At 70.6% G+C, this 20,464-nt stretch carries 17 protein-coding genes and 1 tRNA gene; 12 read left to right on the forward strand and 6 right to left on the reverse strand.

What is annotated here, in order from left to right:
- Positions 1 to 4 precede the first annotated feature (4 nt).
- The 7 genes from BLS56_RS27195 to BLS56_RS27225 all read left to right on the forward strand — a co-directional run bounded on the left by BLS56_RS27195 (position 5) and on the right by BLS56_RS27225 (position 10,712).
- Positions 5 to 2,305, forward strand: coding sequence for a sodium-translocating pyrophosphatase (locus BLS56_RS27195; protein ID WP_091456591.1), 2,301 nt, complete (start codon positions 5 to 7; stop codon positions 2,303 to 2,305).
- A gap of 135 nt (positions 2,306 to 2,440) precedes the next feature.
- Entirely contained in the window at positions 2,441 to 3,106 is a 666-nt protein-coding gene (locus BLS56_RS27200) for a hypothetical protein (protein WP_091456594.1), read from the forward strand.
- A 26-nt stretch (positions 3,107 to 3,132) separates the two neighbouring features.
- On the forward strand, positions 3,133 to 3,651 hold the full coding sequence (locus BLS56_RS27205; RefSeq protein WP_091456596.1) for a hypothetical protein: 519 nt from the start codon (positions 3,133 to 3,135) through the stop codon (positions 3,649 to 3,651).
- Positions 3,652 to 3,704: 53 nt separating this feature from the next.
- Entirely contained in the window at positions 3,705 to 4,310 is a 606-nt protein-coding gene (locus BLS56_RS27210) for a hypothetical protein (protein ID WP_228771981.1), read from the forward strand.
- A 141-nt stretch (positions 4,311 to 4,451) separates the two neighbouring features.
- A complete protein-coding gene (gene topA / locus BLS56_RS27215; RefSeq protein WP_091456600.1) occupies positions 4,452 to 7,241 on the forward strand; it encodes a type I DNA topoisomerase in 2,790 nt (929 codons plus the stop codon).
- A 271-nt stretch (positions 7,242 to 7,512) separates the two neighbouring features.
- Complete coding sequence (locus tag BLS56_RS27220) at positions 7,513 to 9,516, forward strand: bifunctional MFS transporter/dTMP kinase (RefSeq protein ID WP_091456750.1); 2,004 nt, start codon at positions 7,513 to 7,515, stop codon at positions 9,514 to 9,516.
- A complete protein-coding gene (locus BLS56_RS27225) occupies positions 9,516 to 10,712 on the forward strand; it encodes a DNA polymerase III subunit delta' (protein WP_091456602.1) in 1,197 nt (398 codons plus the stop codon). The genes BLS56_RS27220 and BLS56_RS27225 overlap by 1 nt, the downstream gene beginning before the upstream one ends.
- A 19-nt stretch (positions 10,713 to 10,731) precedes the next feature.
- On the opposite strand, the gene BLS56_RS27230 is transcribed toward BLS56_RS27225, so the two are convergent.
- Positions 10,732 to 12,297 (reverse strand): hypothetical protein, encoded by a 1,566-nt coding sequence (locus BLS56_RS27230; RefSeq protein ID WP_175483072.1) that lies wholly within the window; start codon positions 12,295 to 12,297, stop codon positions 10,732 to 10,734.
- 93 nt (positions 12,298 to 12,390) lie between these two features.
- Here BLS56_RS27230 and BLS56_RS27235 point away from each other — a divergent pair.
- Positions 12,391 to 12,464: transfer RNA gene (locus tag BLS56_RS27235), tRNA-Thr, on the forward strand.
- A 151-nt stretch (positions 12,465 to 12,615) separates the two neighbouring features.
- Here the strand turns inward: BLS56_RS27235 and BLS56_RS27240 are convergent.
- Positions 12,616 to 13,437, reverse strand: coding sequence for an oxygenase MpaB family protein (locus BLS56_RS27240; protein ID WP_091456607.1), 822 nt, complete (start codon positions 13,435 to 13,437; stop codon positions 12,616 to 12,618).
- Between the two features lie 34 nt (positions 13,438 to 13,471).
- Here BLS56_RS27240 and BLS56_RS27245 point away from each other — a divergent pair, with 34 nt between their 5' ends.
- Both BLS56_RS27245 and BLS56_RS27250 read left to right on the forward strand, forming a co-directional pair.
- A complete protein-coding gene (locus tag BLS56_RS27245; RefSeq protein WP_091456609.1) occupies positions 13,472 to 13,657 on the forward strand; it encodes a hypothetical protein in 186 nt (61 codons plus the stop codon).
- Positions 13,658 to 13,740: 83 nt separating this feature from the next.
- A complete protein-coding gene (locus BLS56_RS27250) occupies positions 13,741 to 14,376 on the forward strand; it encodes an MSMEG_1061 family FMN-dependent PPOX-type flavoprotein (RefSeq protein WP_228771983.1) in 636 nt (211 codons plus the stop codon).
- A 10-nt stretch (positions 14,377 to 14,386) separates the two neighbouring features.
- Here BLS56_RS27250 and BLS56_RS32615 read toward each other — a convergent pair whose 3' ends face one another.
- The 3 genes from BLS56_RS32615 to BLS56_RS27265 form a co-directional block, all read right to left on the reverse strand.
- Positions 14,387 to 15,160 (reverse strand): excalibur calcium-binding domain-containing protein, encoded by a 774-nt coding sequence (locus tag BLS56_RS32615; protein WP_228771984.1) that lies wholly within the window; start codon positions 15,158 to 15,160, stop codon positions 14,387 to 14,389.
- 148 nt (positions 15,161 to 15,308) lie between these two features.
- Positions 15,309 to 17,036, reverse strand: coding sequence for a serine/threonine-protein kinase (locus tag BLS56_RS27260; protein WP_091456617.1), 1,728 nt, complete (start codon positions 17,034 to 17,036; stop codon positions 15,309 to 15,311).
- Positions 17,033 to 17,845 carry a hypothetical protein gene (locus BLS56_RS27265; RefSeq protein ID WP_091456619.1) on the reverse strand — a complete coding sequence of 271 codons (813 nt, stop codon included), beginning with the start codon at positions 17,843 to 17,845 and terminating at the stop codon, positions 17,033 to 17,035. Before BLS56_RS27265 ends, BLS56_RS27260 begins: the two co-directional genes overlap by 4 nt.
- 94 nt (positions 17,846 to 17,939) lie before the next feature.
- Between BLS56_RS27265 and BLS56_RS32620 the strand changes: the two genes are divergently transcribed.
- Positions 17,940 to 18,860, forward strand: coding sequence for a hypothetical protein (locus BLS56_RS32620; protein WP_228771985.1), 921 nt, complete (start codon positions 17,940 to 17,942; stop codon positions 18,858 to 18,860).
- A gap of 112 nt (positions 18,861 to 18,972) precedes the next feature.
- Positions 18,973 to 19,974: a LysR family transcriptional regulator gene (locus BLS56_RS27275; protein WP_091456622.1), complete on the forward strand. Its 1,002-nt coding sequence runs from the start codon at positions 18,973 to 18,975 to the stop codon at positions 19,972 to 19,974.
- On the opposite strand, the gene BLS56_RS27280 is transcribed toward BLS56_RS27275, so the two are convergent.
- The gene (locus BLS56_RS27280) at positions 19,971 to 20,438 is read right to left on the reverse strand and encodes a DUF4442 domain-containing protein (RefSeq protein ID WP_091456625.1); all 468 of its coding nucleotides are present in this window, start codon (positions 20,436 to 20,438) and stop codon (positions 19,971 to 19,973) included. The genes BLS56_RS27275 and BLS56_RS27280 overlap by 4 nt on opposite strands.
- Positions 20,439 to 20,464 lie beyond the last annotated feature (26 nt).

Below are 20,464 nucleotides of genomic sequence, written 5' to 3' on the forward strand. Positions count from 1 at the left end.
ACGGATGTCCGGGCAGTTCCTCGCGGCGGATCTGACGCTCACCGGCGGCGACCGCGGTGTCGTCGTCGTGGTCGCCGTGATCGCCCTCGCGGCTCTCGCCGTCGGCTATGTCTTGCTCAAGGAGGTCTTGGCCGCGGGCCAAGGCACTCTCAAGATGCAGGAGATAGCCAAAGCGGTCCAAGAGGGCGCGGCGGCCTATCTCAAACGGCAGCGAAACACACTTCTCATCTTCGGCACAGCCGTGTTCCTGCTGCTGTTCCTGCTACCCGCCGACAGCGCGGGTGAACGGATAGGACGATCACTGTTCTTCCTGGTGGGCGCTGTCTTCTCGTTCTCCATCGGCTACCTCGGCATGTGGCTGGCGACGCAGGCCAACCTGCGCGTCGCCGCCGCGGCCAACGAGGCAGGCGGCCGGGAGAAGGCGACCAAGATCGCGTTCCGCACCGGTGGCGTGGTCGGCATGGCGACCGTCGGGCTCGGCCTGTTCGGCGCGTCGATCGTCGTGCTCGTCTACACCGGAACCGCGCCCAAGGTGCTGGAGGGCTTCGGCTTCGGCGCCGCGCTGATCGCGATGTTCATGCGGGTCGGCGGCGGTATCTTCACCAAGGCCGCCGACGTCGGCGCCGACCTGGTCGGCAAGGTCGAGCAGGGCATCCCCGAGGACGACCCGCGCAACGCCGCGACCATCGCCGACAACGTGGGCGACAACGTCGGCGACTGCGCGGGCATGGCCGCCGACCTGTTCGAGTCCTACGCGGTCACCCTGGTCGCCGCGCTGATCCTGGGCAGCACCGCGTTCGGCGCGTCCGGCCTGCTGTTCCCGCTGATCGTCCCGGCGATCGGCGTGCTCACCGCGATGCTCGGCGTCTACATCACCAAGGCCAGGACGGGCGAGAGCGGCCTGACCGCGATCAACCGCTCCTTCTACATCTCCGCGCTGGTCTCGGCGGTGCTGTGCACGGCGGCGGCGTTCATCTTCCTGCCGAACTCGTTCGCCGACCTCGGCGCCGCGGAGACCCGGAACATCACCGGCAGCCCGGCGCTGATCGCGGCCGTCGCGGTGATCATCGGCATCGTGCTCGCGGGCGCGATCCTCTGGCTTACCGGCTACTACACCGGCACCGACCACAAGCCGACCAAGGACGTCGGCAAGACCTCTCTTACCGGTGCCGCGACAGTCATCCTGTCCGGTATCTCGGTGGGCTTCGAGTCCGCTGTCTACACCGCTCTGGTTATCGGCGCCGCGGTCTACGGCGCTTTCCTGCTCTCCGGCTCGATTCTCGTGGCGCTCTTCGCGATCGCGCTCGCGGGCTGCGGCCTGCTGACCACCGTCGGCGTCATCGTCGCGATGGACACCTTCGGCCCGGTCTCGGACAACGCGCAGGGCATCGCGGAGATGTCCGGGGACGTGCACGGCGAGGGCGCGCAGATCCTCACCGAACTCGACGCGGTCGGCAACACCACCAAGGCCATCACCAAGGGCATCGCGATCGCCACCGCGGTGCTTGCCGCGACGGCGTTGTTCGGCTCTTACCAGGACGCGATCAGCAAGGCGCTGGCGAAGGTCGGGTCGAGCATCGGGGAGGCGCCGAGCAGCGCGTTCTCCTTCATCGTGTTCAGCCCGAACGTGCTGGTCGGCATCGGCATCGGCGCGGCCGTCGTGTTCATGTTCTCCGGTCTCGCGATCAACGCCGTCACCCGGGCGGCGGGCGCGATCGTGTTCGAGGTGCGCCGCCAGTTCCGCGACATCCCCGGGATCATGGAGGGCACCACCAAGCCGGAGTACGGCAAGGTCGTCGACATCTGCACCCGCGACTCGCTGCGCGAACTGGCCACCCCCGGCCTGCTCGCGGTGCTCGCCCCGATCGCGGTCGGCTTCGGCCTCGGCGTCGGCCCGCTGGCGGGCTATCTCGGCGGCGCCATCGCCACCGGCACGCTCATGGCGGTGTTCCTGGCCAACTCCGGCGGCGCGTGGGACAACGCGAAGAAGATCGTCGAGGACGGCAACCACGGCGGCAAGGGCTCAGAGGCGCACGCGGCCACCGTCATCGGCGACACCGTTGGCGACCCGTTCAAGGACACCGCAGGCCCGGCGATCAACCCGCTGATCAAGGTCATGAACCTGGTCTCGCTGCTGATCGCGCCCGCCATCGTCACCTTCTCCGTCGGCTCGGACGCCTCGACGGGGCTGCGTGTCACGATCGCGCTGGTGGCGGTCGTGCTGATCGTCGCGGCCGTCGTGGTGTCCAAGCGGCGCGGCACGGCGATCGCGGACACTCCGGCGGAGACCACCGCGAGCGTGTAGATCACCCTGTCGAACGAGGCCGGTTCCCTCACCGAGGGAACCGGCCTTTTTCGACGTGCGGCCTGATCATCGGCCTGCGAGCATCGGATCGTCGCCGGGGCGGGTCCCGGATCATTGATGCAAGGAGAACTTGACATGGTGCGTCGTCTCGTCGCGGCAACCGCGACGGCCGCTGCCTTCGCGCTCGGCCTCGCAGGGTGCGGTTCCGACCCCGGCACGGCCCCGGGCGCCACCACCACCAGCGCCCCGGCGGCCACGACCACGAGTGGAACCTCGGCGAACGGCGACGCGGTCGCGTGGGCCGAGAAGGTGTGCTCGTCGGTCGCCCCGCATGTCGATGAGCTGGACGACGGCCCCAAGGACATCGACGGGACCGACCCGAACAAGGCCAAGGCGGGGATGAGCGCGTACCTGGACAAGCTTTCCGGCGCGCTCGACTCGATGACCGCGAGCTTCAAGGAAGCGGGCGACCCGCCGGTCGCCAATGGTGACCAGCTGTCGGAGAAGGCGGTCGGCTCGCTGGACGAGGCCAAGAAGATCGTGGACGGCGCCAAGGTCAAGCTCGAGGGCGTCAACACCGCAGACCCGGCCGCGTTCCAGTCGGGCTTCCTGCAGGTCGGCCAGGACCTGCAGAAGCTGGGCGACCTCGAGGACCCGACCAAGGGCCTGCGCGGCAACAAGGAGCTGGAGGAGGCGTTCAAGGCGGCGCCGACCTGCAAGAAGCTGGACGACGCCGAGCCAGAGTCCGAGGCGGCCTCGGAGTCCCCGTCGGAGACGGCGAGCCCCAGGCCGACCTCCTGAGCGAGGACAGCCCGATCAGGACAGCGGTGACGGCCGCCGCGACGAGCCTCGTGCTTGTCGCGGCGGCCTGCACGTCCGCACCCGAGCCCGCCCCGGCGGCCAAGACCGCGTGGGCCGACCGGCTGTGCGCGGCGGTGGCCGACGCGAACGCCGCTCTAGCGACCGCGCCGCCGCCGATCGACACCGGGGACCCGGCGGCGGTCAAGAACACGCTCAGCGCTTACCTGGGCACTCTTACCGAGGGTCTGGGACGCGCGGTCGAAGCGGTAAGAGGCCTCGGGCAGTCACCTATAGATGGTGGCGACCGAGTCTCCCGGACCGCGGGCGACGCCTACGAGGGGCTACGGCGGCCGCTTACCGAGGCCAAGACAGTCCTGGACGGTGCCCAAGACGCCGACACCGTGGCGCGGGTGGTGAGCGAAATCGCCCCTCGGCTGGAGGCCGTCGCCGCCGCCGACCCGCTCGCTGTCGACGGTGATTCTGACTTCACCCATTGGGCCGAACAGGCTCCGCGCTGTGCCGAAGTGCCCGCGCTGCGTCGCTGAACCGATTCCGCCGCGCTTTACCGTGATCGAACTCGTGTTCTACTCTGGCCGCCGTGGCACGGCAGATGTCGTTCTTCTCCGCCGAGGCGACCACTCCCCGGGTCGCCGATTTGGCGGGTCTGCTGTGCGGTCATGGCCGCACGATCGTCTTCGCCAAGGCGACCGCCCGGCTCTCCCTCGCCGTCGATGCCTCCTGGCGGGCGAACGCCCTGGTCAGGGCCTGCGCCGAGCGGGGTGTCGCCGCCGAGGTCAAGGTGTGCGAAGAGGTCGGACGGCCCCTGCTGCGCACCGCGTTCCGGTCCGACCTCGCCCCGCTGGCCGCGGCGTGGACCACCGGTTCGGCCAAGTCGGTGCCCCGCGGTTTCGGGCTGGACGGCGCGATCTTGCGCATGTGGGTGCTGGCGGCGGGCCGGTGGGCGGAAGGCTCTTACCTTCTGCCGTTGGACCCTGAAGCGCCCGACACCCACGAGCCTCTTGTCGCGGCGTTAACCCAATGCGGTCTACCTGCGGTAATGCACTCGATGGGGGACGAGGGCCCGGCCCTGCGCGTCACCGGCCGCAGACGGCTGGGCAGGCTGCTCGAACTGGTCGGCCCGCCTGCCGACCAGGGCTGCGCGGACCAGTGGCCGGCGGTTTCCCGGATGCGCGTCGTGTCTTGACCGTGCTAGAGGTGGTAAAGGTTCATACTTCGTCGGCCGATCTCCAGCGCAGGGCAACCTGGAATAGGGCATTCTCTGCGCGGCGTGCACACTGACTGGCTGACGCAGGCTTGATACGGGGTTTACAGAGAGCGGGACAGCGTGGCTGGGTCGACAGGGACGAAGAGAAACGGCGGCGGCGCCGACGGCGCCGCGCCTCGGCGTTTGGTGATCGTCGAGTCGCCCGCGAAGGCCCGCAAGATCGCCTCCTACCTCGGCCGCAACTTCGTCGTGGAGTCCTCCCGGGGGCACATCCGGGACCTGCCGCGCAAGGCGGCCGAGGTCCCGGAGAAGTACAAGGGCGAGGCCTGGTCCAACCTCGGCGTCAACGTCGACAACGGCTTCGAGCCCATCTACATCGTGACCCCGGACAAGAAGTCCACGGTCACCGAGCTCAAGGGCCTGCTCAAGGACGTGGACGAGCTCTACCTGGCCACAGACGGCGACCGCGAGGGCGAGGCCATCGCCTGGCACCTGCTCGAAGCGCTCAAGCCCAAGGTCCCGGTGCGCCGGATGGTGTTCCACGAGATCACCGAGCCCGCGATCCGCGCGGCGGCCGAGAACACTCGCGAACTCGACCGCGACCTGGTCGACGCCCAGGAGACCCGCCGCATCCTCGACCGGCTCTACGGCTACGAGGTCAGCCCGGTCCTGTGGAAGAAGGTCATGCCGAGGCTGTCGGCAGGCCGGGTGCAGTCCGTGGCGACCCGGATCGTGGTCCAGCGCGAGCGCGAGCGGATGGCGTTCGTCGCGGCCAACTACTGGGACATCTCGGCGACGATGGACGCCGGGAAGACCGCCGAGCCGCCCACGTTCGGCGCGCGCCTGCTGTCTGTCGACGGCACCCGCCTGGCCACCGGCCGCGACTTCGGCCAGGACGGCAAGCTCAAAGCTGGCGCCGAGGTCCTCTTGCTCGAAGAGGTCGAGGCACGCCGTCTTACCGAGGCTCTGGCAGGCGCGGCTCTCACCGTCTCCAGCGTCGAAGAGAAGCCGTACACCCGCAAGCCGTACGCGCCGTTCATGACCTCGACTCTGCAGCAGGAGGCGGGCCGCAAGCTGCGGTTCGGCTCCGACCGCACCATGCGCACCGCGCAGCGGCTGTACGAGAACGGCTACATCACCTACATGCGAACCGACTCCACGACGCTGTCGGAGACGGCGATCGACGCGGCGCGCGCGCAGGCCACCGACCTCTACGGCGCGCAGTTCGTGCACCCGACCCCGCGCCAGTACACCCGCAAGGTCAAGAACGCCCAGGAGGCGCACGAGGCCATCCGCCCCGCTGGCGAGGTCTTCCGCACCCCGGGGCAGGTCGCGGCCGAGCTTGAGGCCGACGAGTTCCGCCTGTACGAGCTGATCTGGCAGCGCACCATCGCCTCGCAGATGGCCGACGTGCGCGGGACGACCATGACCGTGCGCATCAGCGGCGCCGCCGCCAGCGGCGAGCAGTGCGTGTTCTCCTCCTCCGGCCGCACCATCACCTTCCCCGGCTTCCTCCGCGCGTACGTCGAGGCGGTCGACACCGAGGCGGGCGGCGAGGCCGACGACGCCGAGCGCAGGCTGCCGCTGCTCACCAAGGGCCAGGCCGCCACCGCGCGGGACCTGGCAGCCGACGGGCACAACACCAGCCCGCCGCCCCGCTACACCGAGCCGAGCCTGGTCAAGGCGCTCGAAGACCTCGGCATCGGCCGCCCGTCCACCTACGCCTCGATCATCAACACGATCCAGGACCGCGGCTACGTGTGGAAGAAGGGCTCCGCGCTGGTCCCGTCCTGGATCGCGTTCTCGGTCATCGGCCTGCTCGAACAGCACTTCGAGCGGCTGGTCGACTACGACTTCACCGCCGCCATGGAGGAGGAGCTCGACGGCATCGCAGCGGGCACCCAGCAGCGCACCGACTGGCTGTCCGGCTTCTACTTCGGCGGCTCGGTCGGCCCGGAGGGCTCGGTCGGCCGCTCCGGCGGGCTCAAGAAGCTGGTCGGCTCCGGCGTCGAGCACATCGACGCCAAGGAGGTGAACTCCATCCAGGTGTTCGCCGACGCCGAAGACCGCCCGGTCGTCGTGCGCGTCGGCCGGTACGGGCCGTACCTGGAACGCGAGGTCGACGGCGTCGCGCAGCGGGCGAACCTGCCCGAGGACCTGCCGCCGGACGAGCTGACCGTCGAGATCGCCGAGAAGCTGTTCGCCACCCCGATGGAGGGCCGCTCGCTGGGCGTCGACCCGGTCACCGGGCACGAGATCGTGGCCAAGGAAGGCCGGTTCGGGCCGTACGTGACCGAGGTCCTGCCCGAGCCGGAGGAGCCCCCGGCGCCCGCGGAGGGCGCGAAGAAGACCCGCGCGAAGGCGCCTGCCAAGCCCAAGCCGCGCACCGGCTCGCTGTTCAAGTCGATGTCGCTGGACACGGTGACGCTCGACGACGCGCTCAAACTGCTCTCGCTGCCGCGCGTGGTGGGCGTCGACCCGGCATCCAACGAGGAGATCACCGCGCAGAACGGGCGCTACGGGCCGTACCTGAAGAAGGGCACCGACTCGCGCTCGCTGACCAGTGAGGACCAGATCTTCACCATCGGCCTGGACGAGGCGCTCAAGATCTACGCCGAGCCGAAGAAGCGCGGCAGGCAGGCCGCGGCGGCCGCGCCGCCGCTGCGCGAGATCGGAAACGACCCGGTGTCCGGCAAGCCGATGGTGATCAAGGACGGGCGCTTCGGCCCGTACGTCACCGACGGTGAGACGAACGCCTCCCTGCGCAAGGCGGACAGCGTGGAGACGCTGACCGACGAGCGCGCCGCCGAACTGCTCGCCGAGAAGCGCGCCAAGGGCCCCGCCCCCAAGCGCGCGCCCGCCAAGCGCAAGGCCCCCGCGAAGAAGACTCCGGCCAAGTCGAAGTCGTGACCCGCGGCGGGATCACCCGATGTGACGCCCTCCGCCCGCCGCGGATGGTTAGCTGTCGGTGATGCCGGGAATCCACCCGATCCAGTGAAGGGGTCGGCGGTGGTGCTTGCTGAGTGTCATTGGACGGCCACCGGCTATGGGCCACCCGGTTGACCAGGCAGGACACGCCTCCCGGTTACGCTGGAAGCGGCTACGGCGTGGGAAGTGGGTGGCGGGCATCAGCGGCGGCCTGAGCGAGGACGAGAAGACGGGCGCGGGGGCGGGCGCGTCCATGGCGCACCGTGCCCGCAGCGTGCTGGCCATCCGCCCGTTCCGCAGGCTGTGGGGTGTCACGTACCTGTGCAGTGTCGGCGACTGGATGTCGCTGCTCGCGCTGGCCGGGTTCGCCGCGCAGATGACCCAGGACTACAAGGCCCAGAGCTTCGCGTTCGCGGGTGTCGTGCTCACCCAGTTGCTGCCTGGCCTGCTGTTCGCGCCTCTCGGCGGGATCTTCGCCGACCGGTTCGACCGCCGCAAGGTCATGGCTCTCGCCGACATCGGGCGGTGCGGGTTGCTCTTGTCGATCGCCATCGTCGGCTCGCCGGTGTGGCTGTTCGTGGGCAACTTCCTGGTCGGCTGCTGCGCGCTGCTGTGGATTCCGTCCAAGGAGGCGGCGGTCCCCAACCTGCTGCGCAGGCCCGACCAGGTCGAGACGGCCAACCAGCTCGGCATGGTGATGACCTACGGCATCTCGGTCATCAGCGGCGCGGGCCTCTACGCGGCCATCACCGGTGTCAGCACCAACCTCAACATCCGCCCCGACGCGATCGGGATGGGCATCGGCAGGGTCATCCTGATCATCGTCGGTCTGCTCTACCTGGCCAGCGCCGTCCTCATCGCCACCCGTATCCCGGAGCTGTCCCGCCGCGTCGTGGCCCCGGCGGCTCCCGGCGCCGAGCAACAGGTCGAGCAGTCCGGGTTCCTCGCCATGGTCCGCGACGCGGGCCGGTTCGTCCGCACGACCCCGATCGTGCGCGGCCTGCTCATCGGCATGATCGGCGCGTTCGCCGCGGCCGGGGCGCTGGTCGGGTCCGCGCAGCTCTACGCCAACAGCCTGCTCGGCGGCTTGTCGTCGTTCGGCCTGCTGTTCGTCGCGCTGTTCATCGGCCTCGCCAGTGGCATGACCGGCTCGCCGAAGGTCGCCCGGCGCTTGCCGCACAACCGGTTGTTCGGCATCGCGATCGTGGTCGCCGGACTGGCACTGGTCCTGGTGGCGCTCTCGCCGCACCTCGCCGTCTCGCTGGTCACCGTCGCCATCCTCGGCGCATGTGCGGGCGCGGCCTTCCTGACCGGCGTCACGATCATCGGCACCCAGGTCGAGGATGCCATCCGCGGCCGGATCAACGCGATCTACCAGTCGCTGATGAAGCTCATCCTGGCGGGCGCGATGGCGCTGACGCCGGTCCTGGTGGGCCTGGTGCGGCCGCACAGCATCACCCTGTTCGGCCGCGAGATGGTCGTGGACGGCACCCGCCCGGTGCTGCTGGGCGCCGCGGTCCTCGCGGTCCTGGCGGGCGTCGTTGCTTACCGGCAGATGGACGACCGGCGCTCCGAGACGATCCTGGCCGACCTGCTCGCCGCGATCCGCCGCAAGCCGCGCCGCAGCTCCGGGATGCTCATCGCGGTCGAGGGCGACACCCACCTGGACACCTCCACCCAGGCGCACCTGCTCGCCGACTGGCTGCGCGGGCCGGGGACGAAGGAAGTCCTGCTCGCCACCGACCCCGCTTTAGACGACGCCCGCCTGCACGCCGTCCTCATGGGCGCGCGGCTCACCAGCCCCCGCGCCCAAGCCCTCGCCGCCGCCGCGGTCCGCGCCGACCTGGTGGAACGCGAGATCCAGCCCGCCCTCGACCGCGGCGCCCTGGTCGTCATGGAGCGGTTTGTCGACAGCCCGCTCGCGCACCTGTCCGCCGCGGCTGGCCTCGACCCGGCCGAGCTGGAAGGCCTCGCCGACTGGGCCACGTCCCGGCTGCGCCCCGACATCACGGTGCTGCTCGACCGCGACCCGGCGACCCTGCGTCCGCGCTCGGGGAACTCGGAGCATCATTGGCACGTGAAGAGCGTGCTGACCGACATGGCCGCGGCCGATCCCGACCGCTATGTGGTCGTCGACGGCGACGGGTCCCCCGAGGACGTCGCCGACCGGGTCCGCCTGGCCGTCCAGACCACCGTCGCCGGGCGCAAGCTGGCCCGGCTCGTCCCCGACGCCCCGACCCCGGTCGAGACAGGCTGATGGCGGGCGTCTGGTCACAGCTTGTCGGCCAGCCCGAGGCCGTGGACATCCTCAGCACGGCGGCGGCGGCCGCTGCCGGACTGGTCGACGGCACCGGCACCGCGGCGGGCATGACACACGCCTGGCTCTTCACCGGACCACCTGGCTCCGGTAGGTCTGTCGCGGCCCGCGCGTTCGCCGCCGCTCTCCAATGCACGGCAGGCCAAGAGGTTCCGGGCTGCGGCGAGTGCCAGGGCTGCCACACCAGCATGTCCGGCACCCACGCCGACGTGCGGCTGGTGGTGCCCGAGGGCCTGTCGATCTCGGTCGCCGAGATGCGCGCCCTGGTGCAGACCGCCGCGCGCAGGCCGACCAGCGGGCGCTGGCAGGTCGTCATCATCACCGACGCGGACAGGCTTACCGAGGGCGCGGCTAACGCGCTGCTCAAGGCCGTGGAGGAACCTCCCCCGCGTACCGTGTTCCTCTTGGCGGCGCCTTCCGACCACCCGGAAGACGTGTCGGTCACCATCCGGTCCCGCTGCCGGTCGATCGCGCTCCGCACCCCGGCGCCCGACGCCATCGCCGAAGTCCTGCGCTACCGCGACAGCGTTGATGCGGACACGGCAGTGTGGGCGGCGTCGGTCTGCGGCGGCCACGTCGGCCGAGCCCGCCGCCTGGCTGCGGACACCGCCGCCCGCGACCGCCGCGCGAAGGTCCTGCGCATCCCGTTGAACCTGCGCAGGCTCTCCGACGTCTTCGACTGCGCCGACGACCTGGTCAAGGCCGCCGAGACTGACGCCAGCGAGGTGAGCGGCTCCCGCGACGAGGCGGAGAAGGAAGCCCTCAAGACGGCCATGGGCCACGGCGGCACCGGAAAGGGCGCCGCGTCCGCCACCCGGGGCAGCGCGGGCGCGATCAAGGAGTTGGAGAAGCGGCAGAAGTCGCGCGCCACCCGAACCCAGCGCGACGCCCTGGACCTCGCCCTGGTCGACCTGGCCGGCTTCTACCGGGATGTCCTGGTCACCGCGTCGGGATCGTCGGCGGCCTTGAACCACCCGGATCACGCCGAGGGCAGCGCGCAGGCGGCGGCCAAGTGGACCCCGGAGTCGACGCTGCGGCGGCTGGAAGCGGTGTTGCACTGCCGAGAGGCGCTAGAGATGAACGTCAAACCGAGGATCGCTATAGAGGCGATGGTGACAGCCCTCTATTTCGGGTAGCAGCGGTCCGTCTTACCTATTACGTCTTACGTCGCCGGGGCAGCGCGGCCACCAGCACCACGCCCACCAGCAGCAGCGCCGTGCCGGTCCAGAACAGCGGCACCGAGTGGTAGGCGGCGGTCGTGTAGGCCAGCGGCGGTGTGGCCATCCCCTGCGGGGCGGGCGCGGGCGGGCTCTGCGGTGTCTGCGTCGCGGTCCCGCACACCACCCCGCCGGTCGGGGCGAACGCCCGCGCGACCTGCTCGCCCAGCGAGACCCGCGCGAGAGCCGGAGGCAGGTTCGGCAGCCCCAGCGCGTCGGTCGGCAGCACCCGCAAGTCCAGCATCCGCGCGGTGGCGCCGAGTCGGTAGCCGTGGAACGGCTCCGTCGCCTGCTCGCGCTTCTCACTCAGCCCGGCGACCGACAGCCGCAGCACGCCTAGATCCAGCTTCTTGAGCCCGTTCGCCAGCGCCTCTTGCACTCCCTTACCGTCGGCCAACAGGGCGCCGACGATCGGCAGGTCGTCCAGGCCCGGCAGCGCGCCCGGCAGCGGGATGCCGACCGGGATGTCCAGCTCCGGGTTCGCCGCGTCCAGCCTGCCCAGGCTCTTGCCGCCCTGAACGACTTCCAGCACCGGCGCGGTGTACGCCACCGAGGACGTGGTCGCGTCTCCCGTGGAAGTCACCCGCAGCGTCGGCTGGCTGACCACGTTCACCGACACCTCAAACGGCGTACCGGCAAGCACCTTCACCGACGCCACCCGCAACGTCGACGTCGACTGGACCGCCTTGTTGGCCGACCCCGGGATATCCACGAGCTCGACGACAGACCTAGCCGACAGGGTGTTAGGCAGGCTAAGCAGCGCGCTCTGGTCGCCCAGCACGCCGCCGAGCGTGCTCAACGGCCCCGTCAGCCGCTTGAGCCCGTCCACGACCGCCCGGTCGCCCGCGGCGTCCAAGCCCGGCGCGTCGAACACCCCGGTCAGGTCGGTGACCCCCGGCAGCGTCGGGATCGCGTTCAACGCCGACAGACTCGCCAACTCGGTAGTCGAGTCCGCGATAGTCCCCACACACGGCCCGAGAGTGTCGCTCCACCGGGCCCGCACGCTCCCGCTGAGCGCCCCGGCCTTGACCAACGGTGTGGCGGGAGGACTGATCCCCCCGGTCCGCGGCTCCTGGTTGCCCGGCGGCGCCGTCTGTGCCAACGCCCCCGGCGCCTGCGGACCGGCCCCACCCACCGCGACCCCACCCGGCGCGGCCTGCGCTATCGCCTTCTCGTACGACAGGTAAGCCTCCGAGTTGGCCTGCGCGCCTGCCAGCCCGAACCCCACCTCCACCGCGGGCTGCCGCGGCAGCTTGTCCCCGGCCCCCGGCATGATCGTCTTGGTGGGAGCGGAGTTCGGCAGCACCCGGACCACCGCCAACCCGGTCCCCGCATCCCCGACCGCCCGCCCCAACGGCCGCGGCCCCACCGGAGCCGACGCGGGCGGCGCGCTCGGATTCGCGGGCGGCGGCACCGGCGTCGTCGCCACCTGAGCGGCCGCGGGAGCCGCCCACAACGCCAACACCGACCCGGTGACCAACACCACAGGCAGTCGTCTCGGCATGATCCCGCCCCTCCCGCCACAGCACCTACCCGTCCAACGACGGTGGCCCTTGCCGGTGACGCCCAGCGGCCCGCTACACTTGTCCACGGCCACGCCGCCTTAGCTCAGTCGGCCAGAGCGATTCACTCGTAATGAATAGGTCAAGGGTTCGATTCCCTTAGGCGGCTCGCAGGTCAGAGCCCTGGTTGCCTTCGCCCGCTCCGCATGGAGCCAGTGGCGGGGCGACCAGGGCTCTGTCGTTGTCCAGGTGTCTGGGGCAGGCCAATCGAGCGAAGCCTTTCAGCCTTTGTGTTTGCGCTGCCTTTGTCTCGAACGCGGTCAGTCCGTCGGGTAGGGGCTCGGCATCGGGTGGCGGAAAGCGTAGGTGGCGCCGGGGTATTGGCGCGCCCAGCGGGGGAGGGCCGAGACCGTGGCGCGGATGCGGTCGGCTTGGCGGGCGAAGCGCAGGGCGTCGGACGAGGTCCAGGGGACGTTCAGCTTCTCGCGCAGCGGGTGGGGCAGGGTGCCCAGGGTCAGGCGGGTCAGGTGGGTGCCCAGGCGGGGCATCAGGCGGTCCCAGAGGGGGAACCGGGGGAGCGGAGGCGGGACGTCGCCGGTCAGGGCGTGCAGGACTTCTTGGGCTGACCGGGTGTTGGTGAGGGCTGTGGCGGTCATGTCGTCGACGTAGGCGCGGAAATCGGCGTAGGTCGCGGGTGTGGTGCGGGGCGGGATGCCCAAGCGGGCGCCCAGGGAACGCCATTCCGCGTAGAGGCGCTCCTCGTCGGTGACCGGGGTGGCGAAGTGGCGCCAGGCCGCGATGGCCGAGTCGAGCAGGGTGGCGTGGACCCAGAAGTAGTTCTCCGGGTTCAGCGCGTGGTAGCGGCGGCCGGAGGCGTCGACACCGTGGATGGTGCGGTGGAGGGCGCGCAGGCGCCGGGCCTCGTGGTCCGACTGCGGGCCGCCGAAGGTCAGGATGAACGCCGAGTTCACCGTCCCCCACAGGCGTGGCCAGGGGTTTGTCCGGAAGTCGGAGAACTTGGCCACAGCAGCGCCCACCGCGGGGTGGGACACCTGCATCAACAGCGCGCGGCCACTGCATAGGGCTGTGCGGACATCCGCCATCACGCGCCAGGTGGCGGAGTCCGGGCCTAAGGAATCCATGCCGTTTCGTAGCACGGATCGGTAGGTTTCGGGAGTGGACCGGGTGGATGTGGTGTCGCGCTTCGAGCGGTTGCGGGTTTACGCCAGGCAGAGCGTTCCGTCGCCGCACCAGCCGGTGGCGTTGCTTTGGGCGCTGGGTCAGGAAGAGCGGCTGCACCGATGGACCAAGTTCCGCGACGAGGTAGGCCCGCTGCTGGCCGAGTTCGCTTGGCGACGTTGACTCGGCGGCCGGGGCATCGAATCGACGTGCGTCACCTTGAATATCAGCGGATTCTCTGTGGTGTGCGCCGGTAGCGTCGGTTGGTGACCAAAGACCTCTTCGCCGACGCGATCGGCTCTGTGGACGAGTTGCGGGAGATCTACCCCGAGCAGTCGGCCAACGCCAAAGCCAAGCAGATCGACCTGGTGGACGACCTGGCCCGGGAGTTCGTGGCGTGTTCGCCGATCGTGTTCGTGGCCAGTGCGGACGCGCGGGGGCGGTGTGACGTGACGCCGCGGGGTGGGCCGCCGGGGTTCGTGTCGGTGCTGGCCGAGGGGACCGTGGTCGTGCCGGACGCCACGGGGAACCGGCGGATCGACACGCTTCAGAACGTGGTGGCCACCGGGCGGGCCGGGCTGATCTTCCTGATTCCCGGGCGGGGGCAGACGCTTCGGGTGAACGGGCGCGCGTGCGTGTCCACGCGGCCGGAGTTGCTCGCGTCGTTGACGGCGGTGGGCAAACCGCCGCGCGCCGCGTTGGTCGTGGAGCCGGAAGAGGTGTTCACGCACTGCCCCAAGGCGTTTGTCCGCTCCAAGGTGTGGCAGCCGGAGACCTGGCTGGACGCGTCGGCCCAGCCAGATCCCGCCGAGATCGTGCACGCGCACATCGGCGACCCGGCGATCACCCTGGAGCAGATACGGCAAGACCAGATCGACAGCCTGCGCTACCGGCTGGCCTAGGAGACAGGGCCTAGCTGTCGCAGGCCACGCCGTCGTTGTCACGGTCCAGCGCTGACCGGTAGCCGGGTTCGCCTCGCTGGATGGGGGCGGCGCCCGCGGCGCGGGCTTCCGTGCAGTTCTTGTAGTAGGCGGCGGCGCGTTCCGGCTCGGGTTCCGGTTCCGGGGTCGCGGCGGGAGGTGGGGGCGGGGGCGCCACCGGGGGCGTGGTCTTGGGGGCGGGCGGGGGCGCGAGCACGTCCGCGCCGAGGCAGGGCGCGCCCCACAGGCCCGCGGCGGCGTTCTTCGCGGCCGCCTGGGCAGTCACCAGCCCGGCCGACGCGCCTGCCGCGGCCTTGGCCATGCCGCTGCTGACCGCCATTGTCGCGAAGTCCGTGCCGTCGGCCAGCACCAGCGTGCCGGGGGCTCCGGTCAGGATCTCTTTGCCGGTCAGCGTTTCCTTGGCGAACCTGATCGCCGCGTCCTGCCAGCATTGGCCCGTGGCCGTGAGGCTGGTGAGCTGGATCTGTTCGCCGGTCGACGTCAGGACGGTTCGGGCGTCGAGCACCTCGGTCACCACGGCTTGGGGTGGCTCGGGTGGGGCCGTGGTTGTCGTGGTCGTCGCACTGGTGGTGGTTGTGGGTTCCGCGGCCGGGGGTACGGGCGACGCCACCGGTTTCTTCTCTTCGCCGAAGATGCCCGCCAAGATGAACAGAACGACGAACACCGCGATGATCGTCGCGGTGATGCGCTGCCAGCGGGGCGCGTCGCGCCAGCGTTGTCTGAAACCGCCCTGTGTGGAGGTCATCTGGATTCCCCTCGTGTTTCCCTGTGCGGGGGACATCGAGTGGATCGCTACATACCGTTACCCGACTCGACCGTGTGTCACTCTTCTGGCGGAAGCGTGTCCCGTTCGGTGGTGATAGCACGGCTATCGGTTGGCCTAGTTGTCTCTCTTAACGGCGCGCGGACCACGCTGTCGCGAGCACTAGGCAGCTTGCCGCGATCGCGCCGACCGCGGCGCAGCCGATGGCGTGTGTCGCTGACGGCTCGGTGGTTGTGAGCGCCGAGATCAGCAGCCACGTCGCCGCGCCGAACAGCGCGCCCAGCGGCATGGCGGTGATCGGGGCCGCAGGCCGTCGGTGGCCGCGGCGCAGGGTGCGCATGACTGATTCGAGGTAGGCCATGGCGAACAGGCCGAGCAGCAGGCTGCCCGTGCCCATCACGCTGGCCATCGGGTGCTGCGGCGAGACCAGGGTGAACCGCTGCGGCTGCCCGTCGCCGACCCGCACCTCGCCGGTGGCCGCGCCGCCTACCAGCCAGCGCATTAGCGCCTGCGGCTTAACGCTCGCCTGGAAAGCGCCGTTCTTCGGGATCACGTTTTCCAGTAGAACCGTGCCCAGCGGCACTTCGGCCGCGCTTACCGCGAAGTGGACAACCGTCGGCCCCTTGTCCGTACTGGCCCCGGAAATGGCGATCGGCGCGCTCAGGTCGACCTCGACCGGCTTGCCGTTGGTGACTTGCTGTCCGTTGACGGTTAGGCCTGTCGGATCGTGGTCCAGGGTCTTGGGAGCGGTGAACGGCACTACCACCAGCACGATCAGCGCCAGCGCCGCGACCAGACCCGGCCACAGCGGCGACGGACCGGTGCGCAGCAACTCGCTCGCCGGGCGCAACGCCTTGCCGCGCAGGTCGTCGGCCCGGAACGTGCGGGTCGGCTCCGGGACGAGGCCGCGCACGGGCGGGGAGACCACGGTGGGCGCGTCCGGCTGCCGGTTGGCCTGCTGGGCGATCGCGCCGGTCACCCTGGGGGCCAAGTGGACCGGCACGCCCGAGCGTTCCAGCCAGCGGGGGCCGAACACCGCGGTCGCGGCCGCGCTGAGGTCGACGGCGAACGCCTCGGCGTCCCGGTAGCGCTGTTGCGGGTCGCGGGCCAGGCTGCGCATGACCACTGTGGACAGCGGCTCCGGGACGCGCGGCAGCGGCTGCGGGTCGGTGAAGATACGTTGGCGCATCATGCTTACCGCGCCGCGTGTGCGGTCGTACGGAAGGTCTCCGCACAAGAGTTCATAGAGGACTGTCCCGGCCGCGTAGACGTCCGCGGCCGGTGAGAGCGGGTTGCCCATCGCCTGTTCCGGCGCGATGTAGGCGGGCGTGCCCAGCACCTCGCCCGCGTGCGTGACCATCGTCGCACCCTCGCTGACCACCTGCGCGATGCCGAAGTCGGCCACCTTCATGACCCCGGCGGAGGTGAACAGCAGGTTCTTCGGCTTGACGTCCAGGTGCAGGACGCCCGCCACGTGCGCGGCGTGCAGCCCGCCCAGCATCGCCAGCGCGATCGCGCACGACTGCTCACCGGTCAGACCCGCGCCGTGGAAAGCGTCATAGACCGTGCCGCCGTCTAGCTTCTCCATCACCAGCAGGTTGTCCTGACCGGTCTGCACATAGTCGTAGACCGGCACGATGTGCGGGTGGTCGAGACTGGCCAGCACCCGCGCCTCCCGGTCGAAGCGCGCGTTGACCTCCGGGTCGCCGACCAGGTTCGCGGGCAGCTGCTTGATCGCCACGGCGCGCCCGAGCGAGCGGTGGGTGCCCTCGAACACGACCCCCATGCCGCCAGAGCCGATCTTCTGGCCGACGACGTACTGCGGCAGCGCCGCGGCGAGCCCGGTGGGCGTGGTCATCCGGTCGACCCCTGGACTCCGATGTACTGGGTGGACACGTCCACGGTCCGGTCGCCCTGGTCGGCGGGCGCGGGTGGTCCGGCCGGTGTCGGGTGCGGGGTCAGGAAGCCGAGCAGCAGCGCGATCACCGCCGCGCCCAGCACGATCGGGATCTCCACGGCGGGCTCCGGCGGCACGAGCCGCAGCACCGACAGCGTCACGACCGCGACCAGGCCGGTCCCCACGCCCGCGGGCAGGAACCGCAGCGCGCGGCGGAACCGGTTCCGCGACAGCCGGTGGCGCGCGAGGGCGAGCAGGGCGCCTGCCCACGTGACCGCGGTAAGCACGACCAACGCCAGGCCGAACACCCCGTAGACCGACCAGTAAGAGCCGCGCACGTCGGCCACTGTGCTCGCCCCGCCGAGTGCTGTCCGGTCCTCGGAAAGCAGTTCGACCGATGTCGGCAGCAGCCCGATCGCCTGGCCGTCAAGGTCGCGCACGTCCAAGGGGAACGTCCGGACCGTCTGCCCGCGCGCGGGCACCTCGAACGGCAGCGTCGTGTCGTAGGCGTAGAAGGTGAGTGCCAACGCGACCCCGGAGACCCGGACCAGGCGCACCTTCACCGGCGCCGAGCCCGGGTTGACCGCGGTTATCGACAGCTCGGCGGGCTTGCCCGGGTCCAGTTCGACCGTGCGTCCGGTGATGTCCGCACCGTCCACAGTGACGGTGACTCTGAGTGGCTCGTCGGACTCCTGCGCGGAGGCAGGCGCCGCGTTGAGCACCAGGACGGTGGCCACTAGGGCAACCGCCGCGGCGATAAGACGTCCCATGGGAGAACTCCCGAGTGAAGCGGGCCCGATTGAGGCGGAATGCTACAGCGAGTCGATACTTGCCGGGGCGTTCCATCGGACGAGGGAAGTGGCTGTGCGCACTGTTGGACGCATCGGAGGCAGGGGCGTTGCGGGCATTGCCGCGCTGTTCGCACTGCTCGCGCTGTTAGCGGTGACCCCCGCCTCGGCGCAGTCGCTCACCCTGAGCCCGGACAAGGGGCCGACAGGGAGCGCGTTCACCGCGACCTGGCCGAAGGGGGCGCCCTGCCGGGTGGTCCAGCTGCGCTGGTCGGGCACCGCGATCGCGTCGGCGACCGGCACGTCGGCCACCGGGACGGTCCCGGAGTCGGCCAAGCCGGGTGTCTACGCGGTGGACGTGGCGTGCGACAACGACCCGTTCTTGCGCGCGACCTTCGAGGTCACGCCGCCGCCCACCACGGTCACCAGTCCGCCGGTCACCACTACCAGCAAGCCGGTAGTGACCCCTGGCACGCCGGTGACCACCACCCGGCCGCCCGTGACCACCACTACCCGTTCGCGGCCCACAACGACGTCCTCGACCAGCACGACGACAACCAGCACGACAACAACAACCACGGACAGCACCACCTCGACCACTTCCGACACGCCGCCGCAGGCCACCACCGCGCCGAGCACCACCGCGCAGACCACCGCGCGGCCCGAGGGCGACCTCGAACTCGACCGCGAGAGCCTCCAGCCCGGCGACTCGCTCTCGGCCACCGGCGATGGCTGCGCACCCAACCATCCGGTCGTGCTCACCTCGGGTGGCGAGAAGGTCGGCGAGGCCGTGTCCGACGGCACGGGCCGGTTCACCGCGCGGGTCGAGTTCGCCCGGGTCGAGCCCGGCAGGCACGTGGTGACCGCCGAGTGCGGCATCGTGCTGACCGGCGCCGTCGACCAGATCGTCACCAGTTCGACCAGCGGTAGTTCGAGCACGCTTGTCGTGCTCGTCTTCTTCGTGCTTGCCGGGGCGGCGTTGATCCGCGTTACCTAGGACGCGTTACCCAGGAGGAGACGGCCGGTGAACGACGCGGGGGAACCGGTTGCCGATCACGGAGACCTCGCCCATAGCCACCGTCTTGGCACAGCGGGTATCAAGTGCCCCTATGCCTGAACTTGAGCTTCGCCACCTGCGGGCGATCTGCGCGATCGCCGACGAGGGAAGCGTGTCCAAGGCGGCTGGCAGGCTCGGGGTCACCCAGCCCGCTCTTACCGCGCAGCTGAGGTCTATCGAGCGCCTGGTGGGCGGGGAGCTGTTCCGCCGCTCGTCCAACGGGAGCCTGCCGACCGAGCTGGGCCGCAGCGTCGTGCGCTCGGCGCGGGTCGTGCTGGACGACATGGCGGCCCTGGTCGCCTCGGCGCGCACGCACACCCGCAACCCGCCCGGGGCGCCGCTGGTGGTCGCGGCGAGCCCGATGCTGTTCGCCAGCGCCCTGATCGCCGAGGTGCGGGCGTGGGTGCGGTGCACGGGGGTGCGCACCGAGATCGACACCTCCGGGCCCGCGCTGCTGGACCTGATCGTGTCCAAGCAGGCCGACCTGGCGGTGTTCGAGCGGTTCGACGGCATGGAGCACCGGCCGCTGGGCGATGTCGAGGTCCGCACGATCGTCGAGGAGCCGCAGTTCGTCGCGTTGAGCTCCGACAGCCCGCTGGCGGCCAGGCCGGAGGTGGACCTCGCCGACCTGGCCGACCTGGACTGGGTCGTCCCGCCGCCCGACCAGGACCCGATGCGGCTGCGGCTGCGGGCGGCCTGTGAGAAGGCGGGCTTCACGCCGAGGGTCACCCACCACGTCACCGAGAGCCGAACCGCCATGGCCCTCGCCGCGGCGGGGGCGGTCTGCCTGGCGCAGCCCGCGTCCCTGGGCGGTCCCGGTTTCGTCATCCGGCCCTTACGCGGGGCCGTCTTGCGCTTACCGGTCGTTCTGGTGACGCGTCTCGACGGCGTTCTTCGCGGTCGCGCGCACGAGGTCTTCGCGTGTGTCGCCCATGCTTACCGGTCGATCGTCGACCGCAACCCGACCTACGCCCGGTGGTGGGCCGAGCACCCCGAGGCGCATGTGGAAGTCGACGCGGCGTTGGCGCTACCGCGTCCCGGTAGGCGCTCTTAAGCCTCTTGTTTGGCCTTGTTCGGTCGCAGTGTCCAGACGACGGTCATCTCGGCGGTGGTCACGCCGTGCGCGTCGCGGATCGTGCACTCCACGGCGAACTCCGGGCGGGTTCCCGCGTCGAGTTCGGCGATGACCTCGGCGGCGGGCCTGGTCAGCACCGCCGCCGCGGTCAGCGGGCCCAGGGCGAGCTTGCGGTAGCGGATCTCGGAGGTGACCACCAGCGGCGTCGCCCGGCCCAGTTCCGCGGCGAACGAGGCCAGTCCGACCGCCCCGGACGCGGTCTCCGCCAGCCCGAACATCACCGCGGCGTGCGGCCCGCCGACGTGGTTGCGCTGCCCCTCGACGTCGGGCAGCCTGCACACCACCCGGTCCGCCGCGACCTCGGTGAACTCCACGCCCGCCGTCGCCACCCAGGGGACGGTCTTCTTCATCATGTCGGCGACCCAGCCGTAGTCAGTGCTCATGCCGCGCACATTACTCGTCAGTAACT

Origin of the sequence: Actinokineospora iranica (assembly GCF_900101685.1) — a bacterium.
GTDB lineage: Bacteria > Actinomycetota > Actinomycetes > Mycobacteriales > Pseudonocardiaceae > Actinokineospora > Actinokineospora iranica.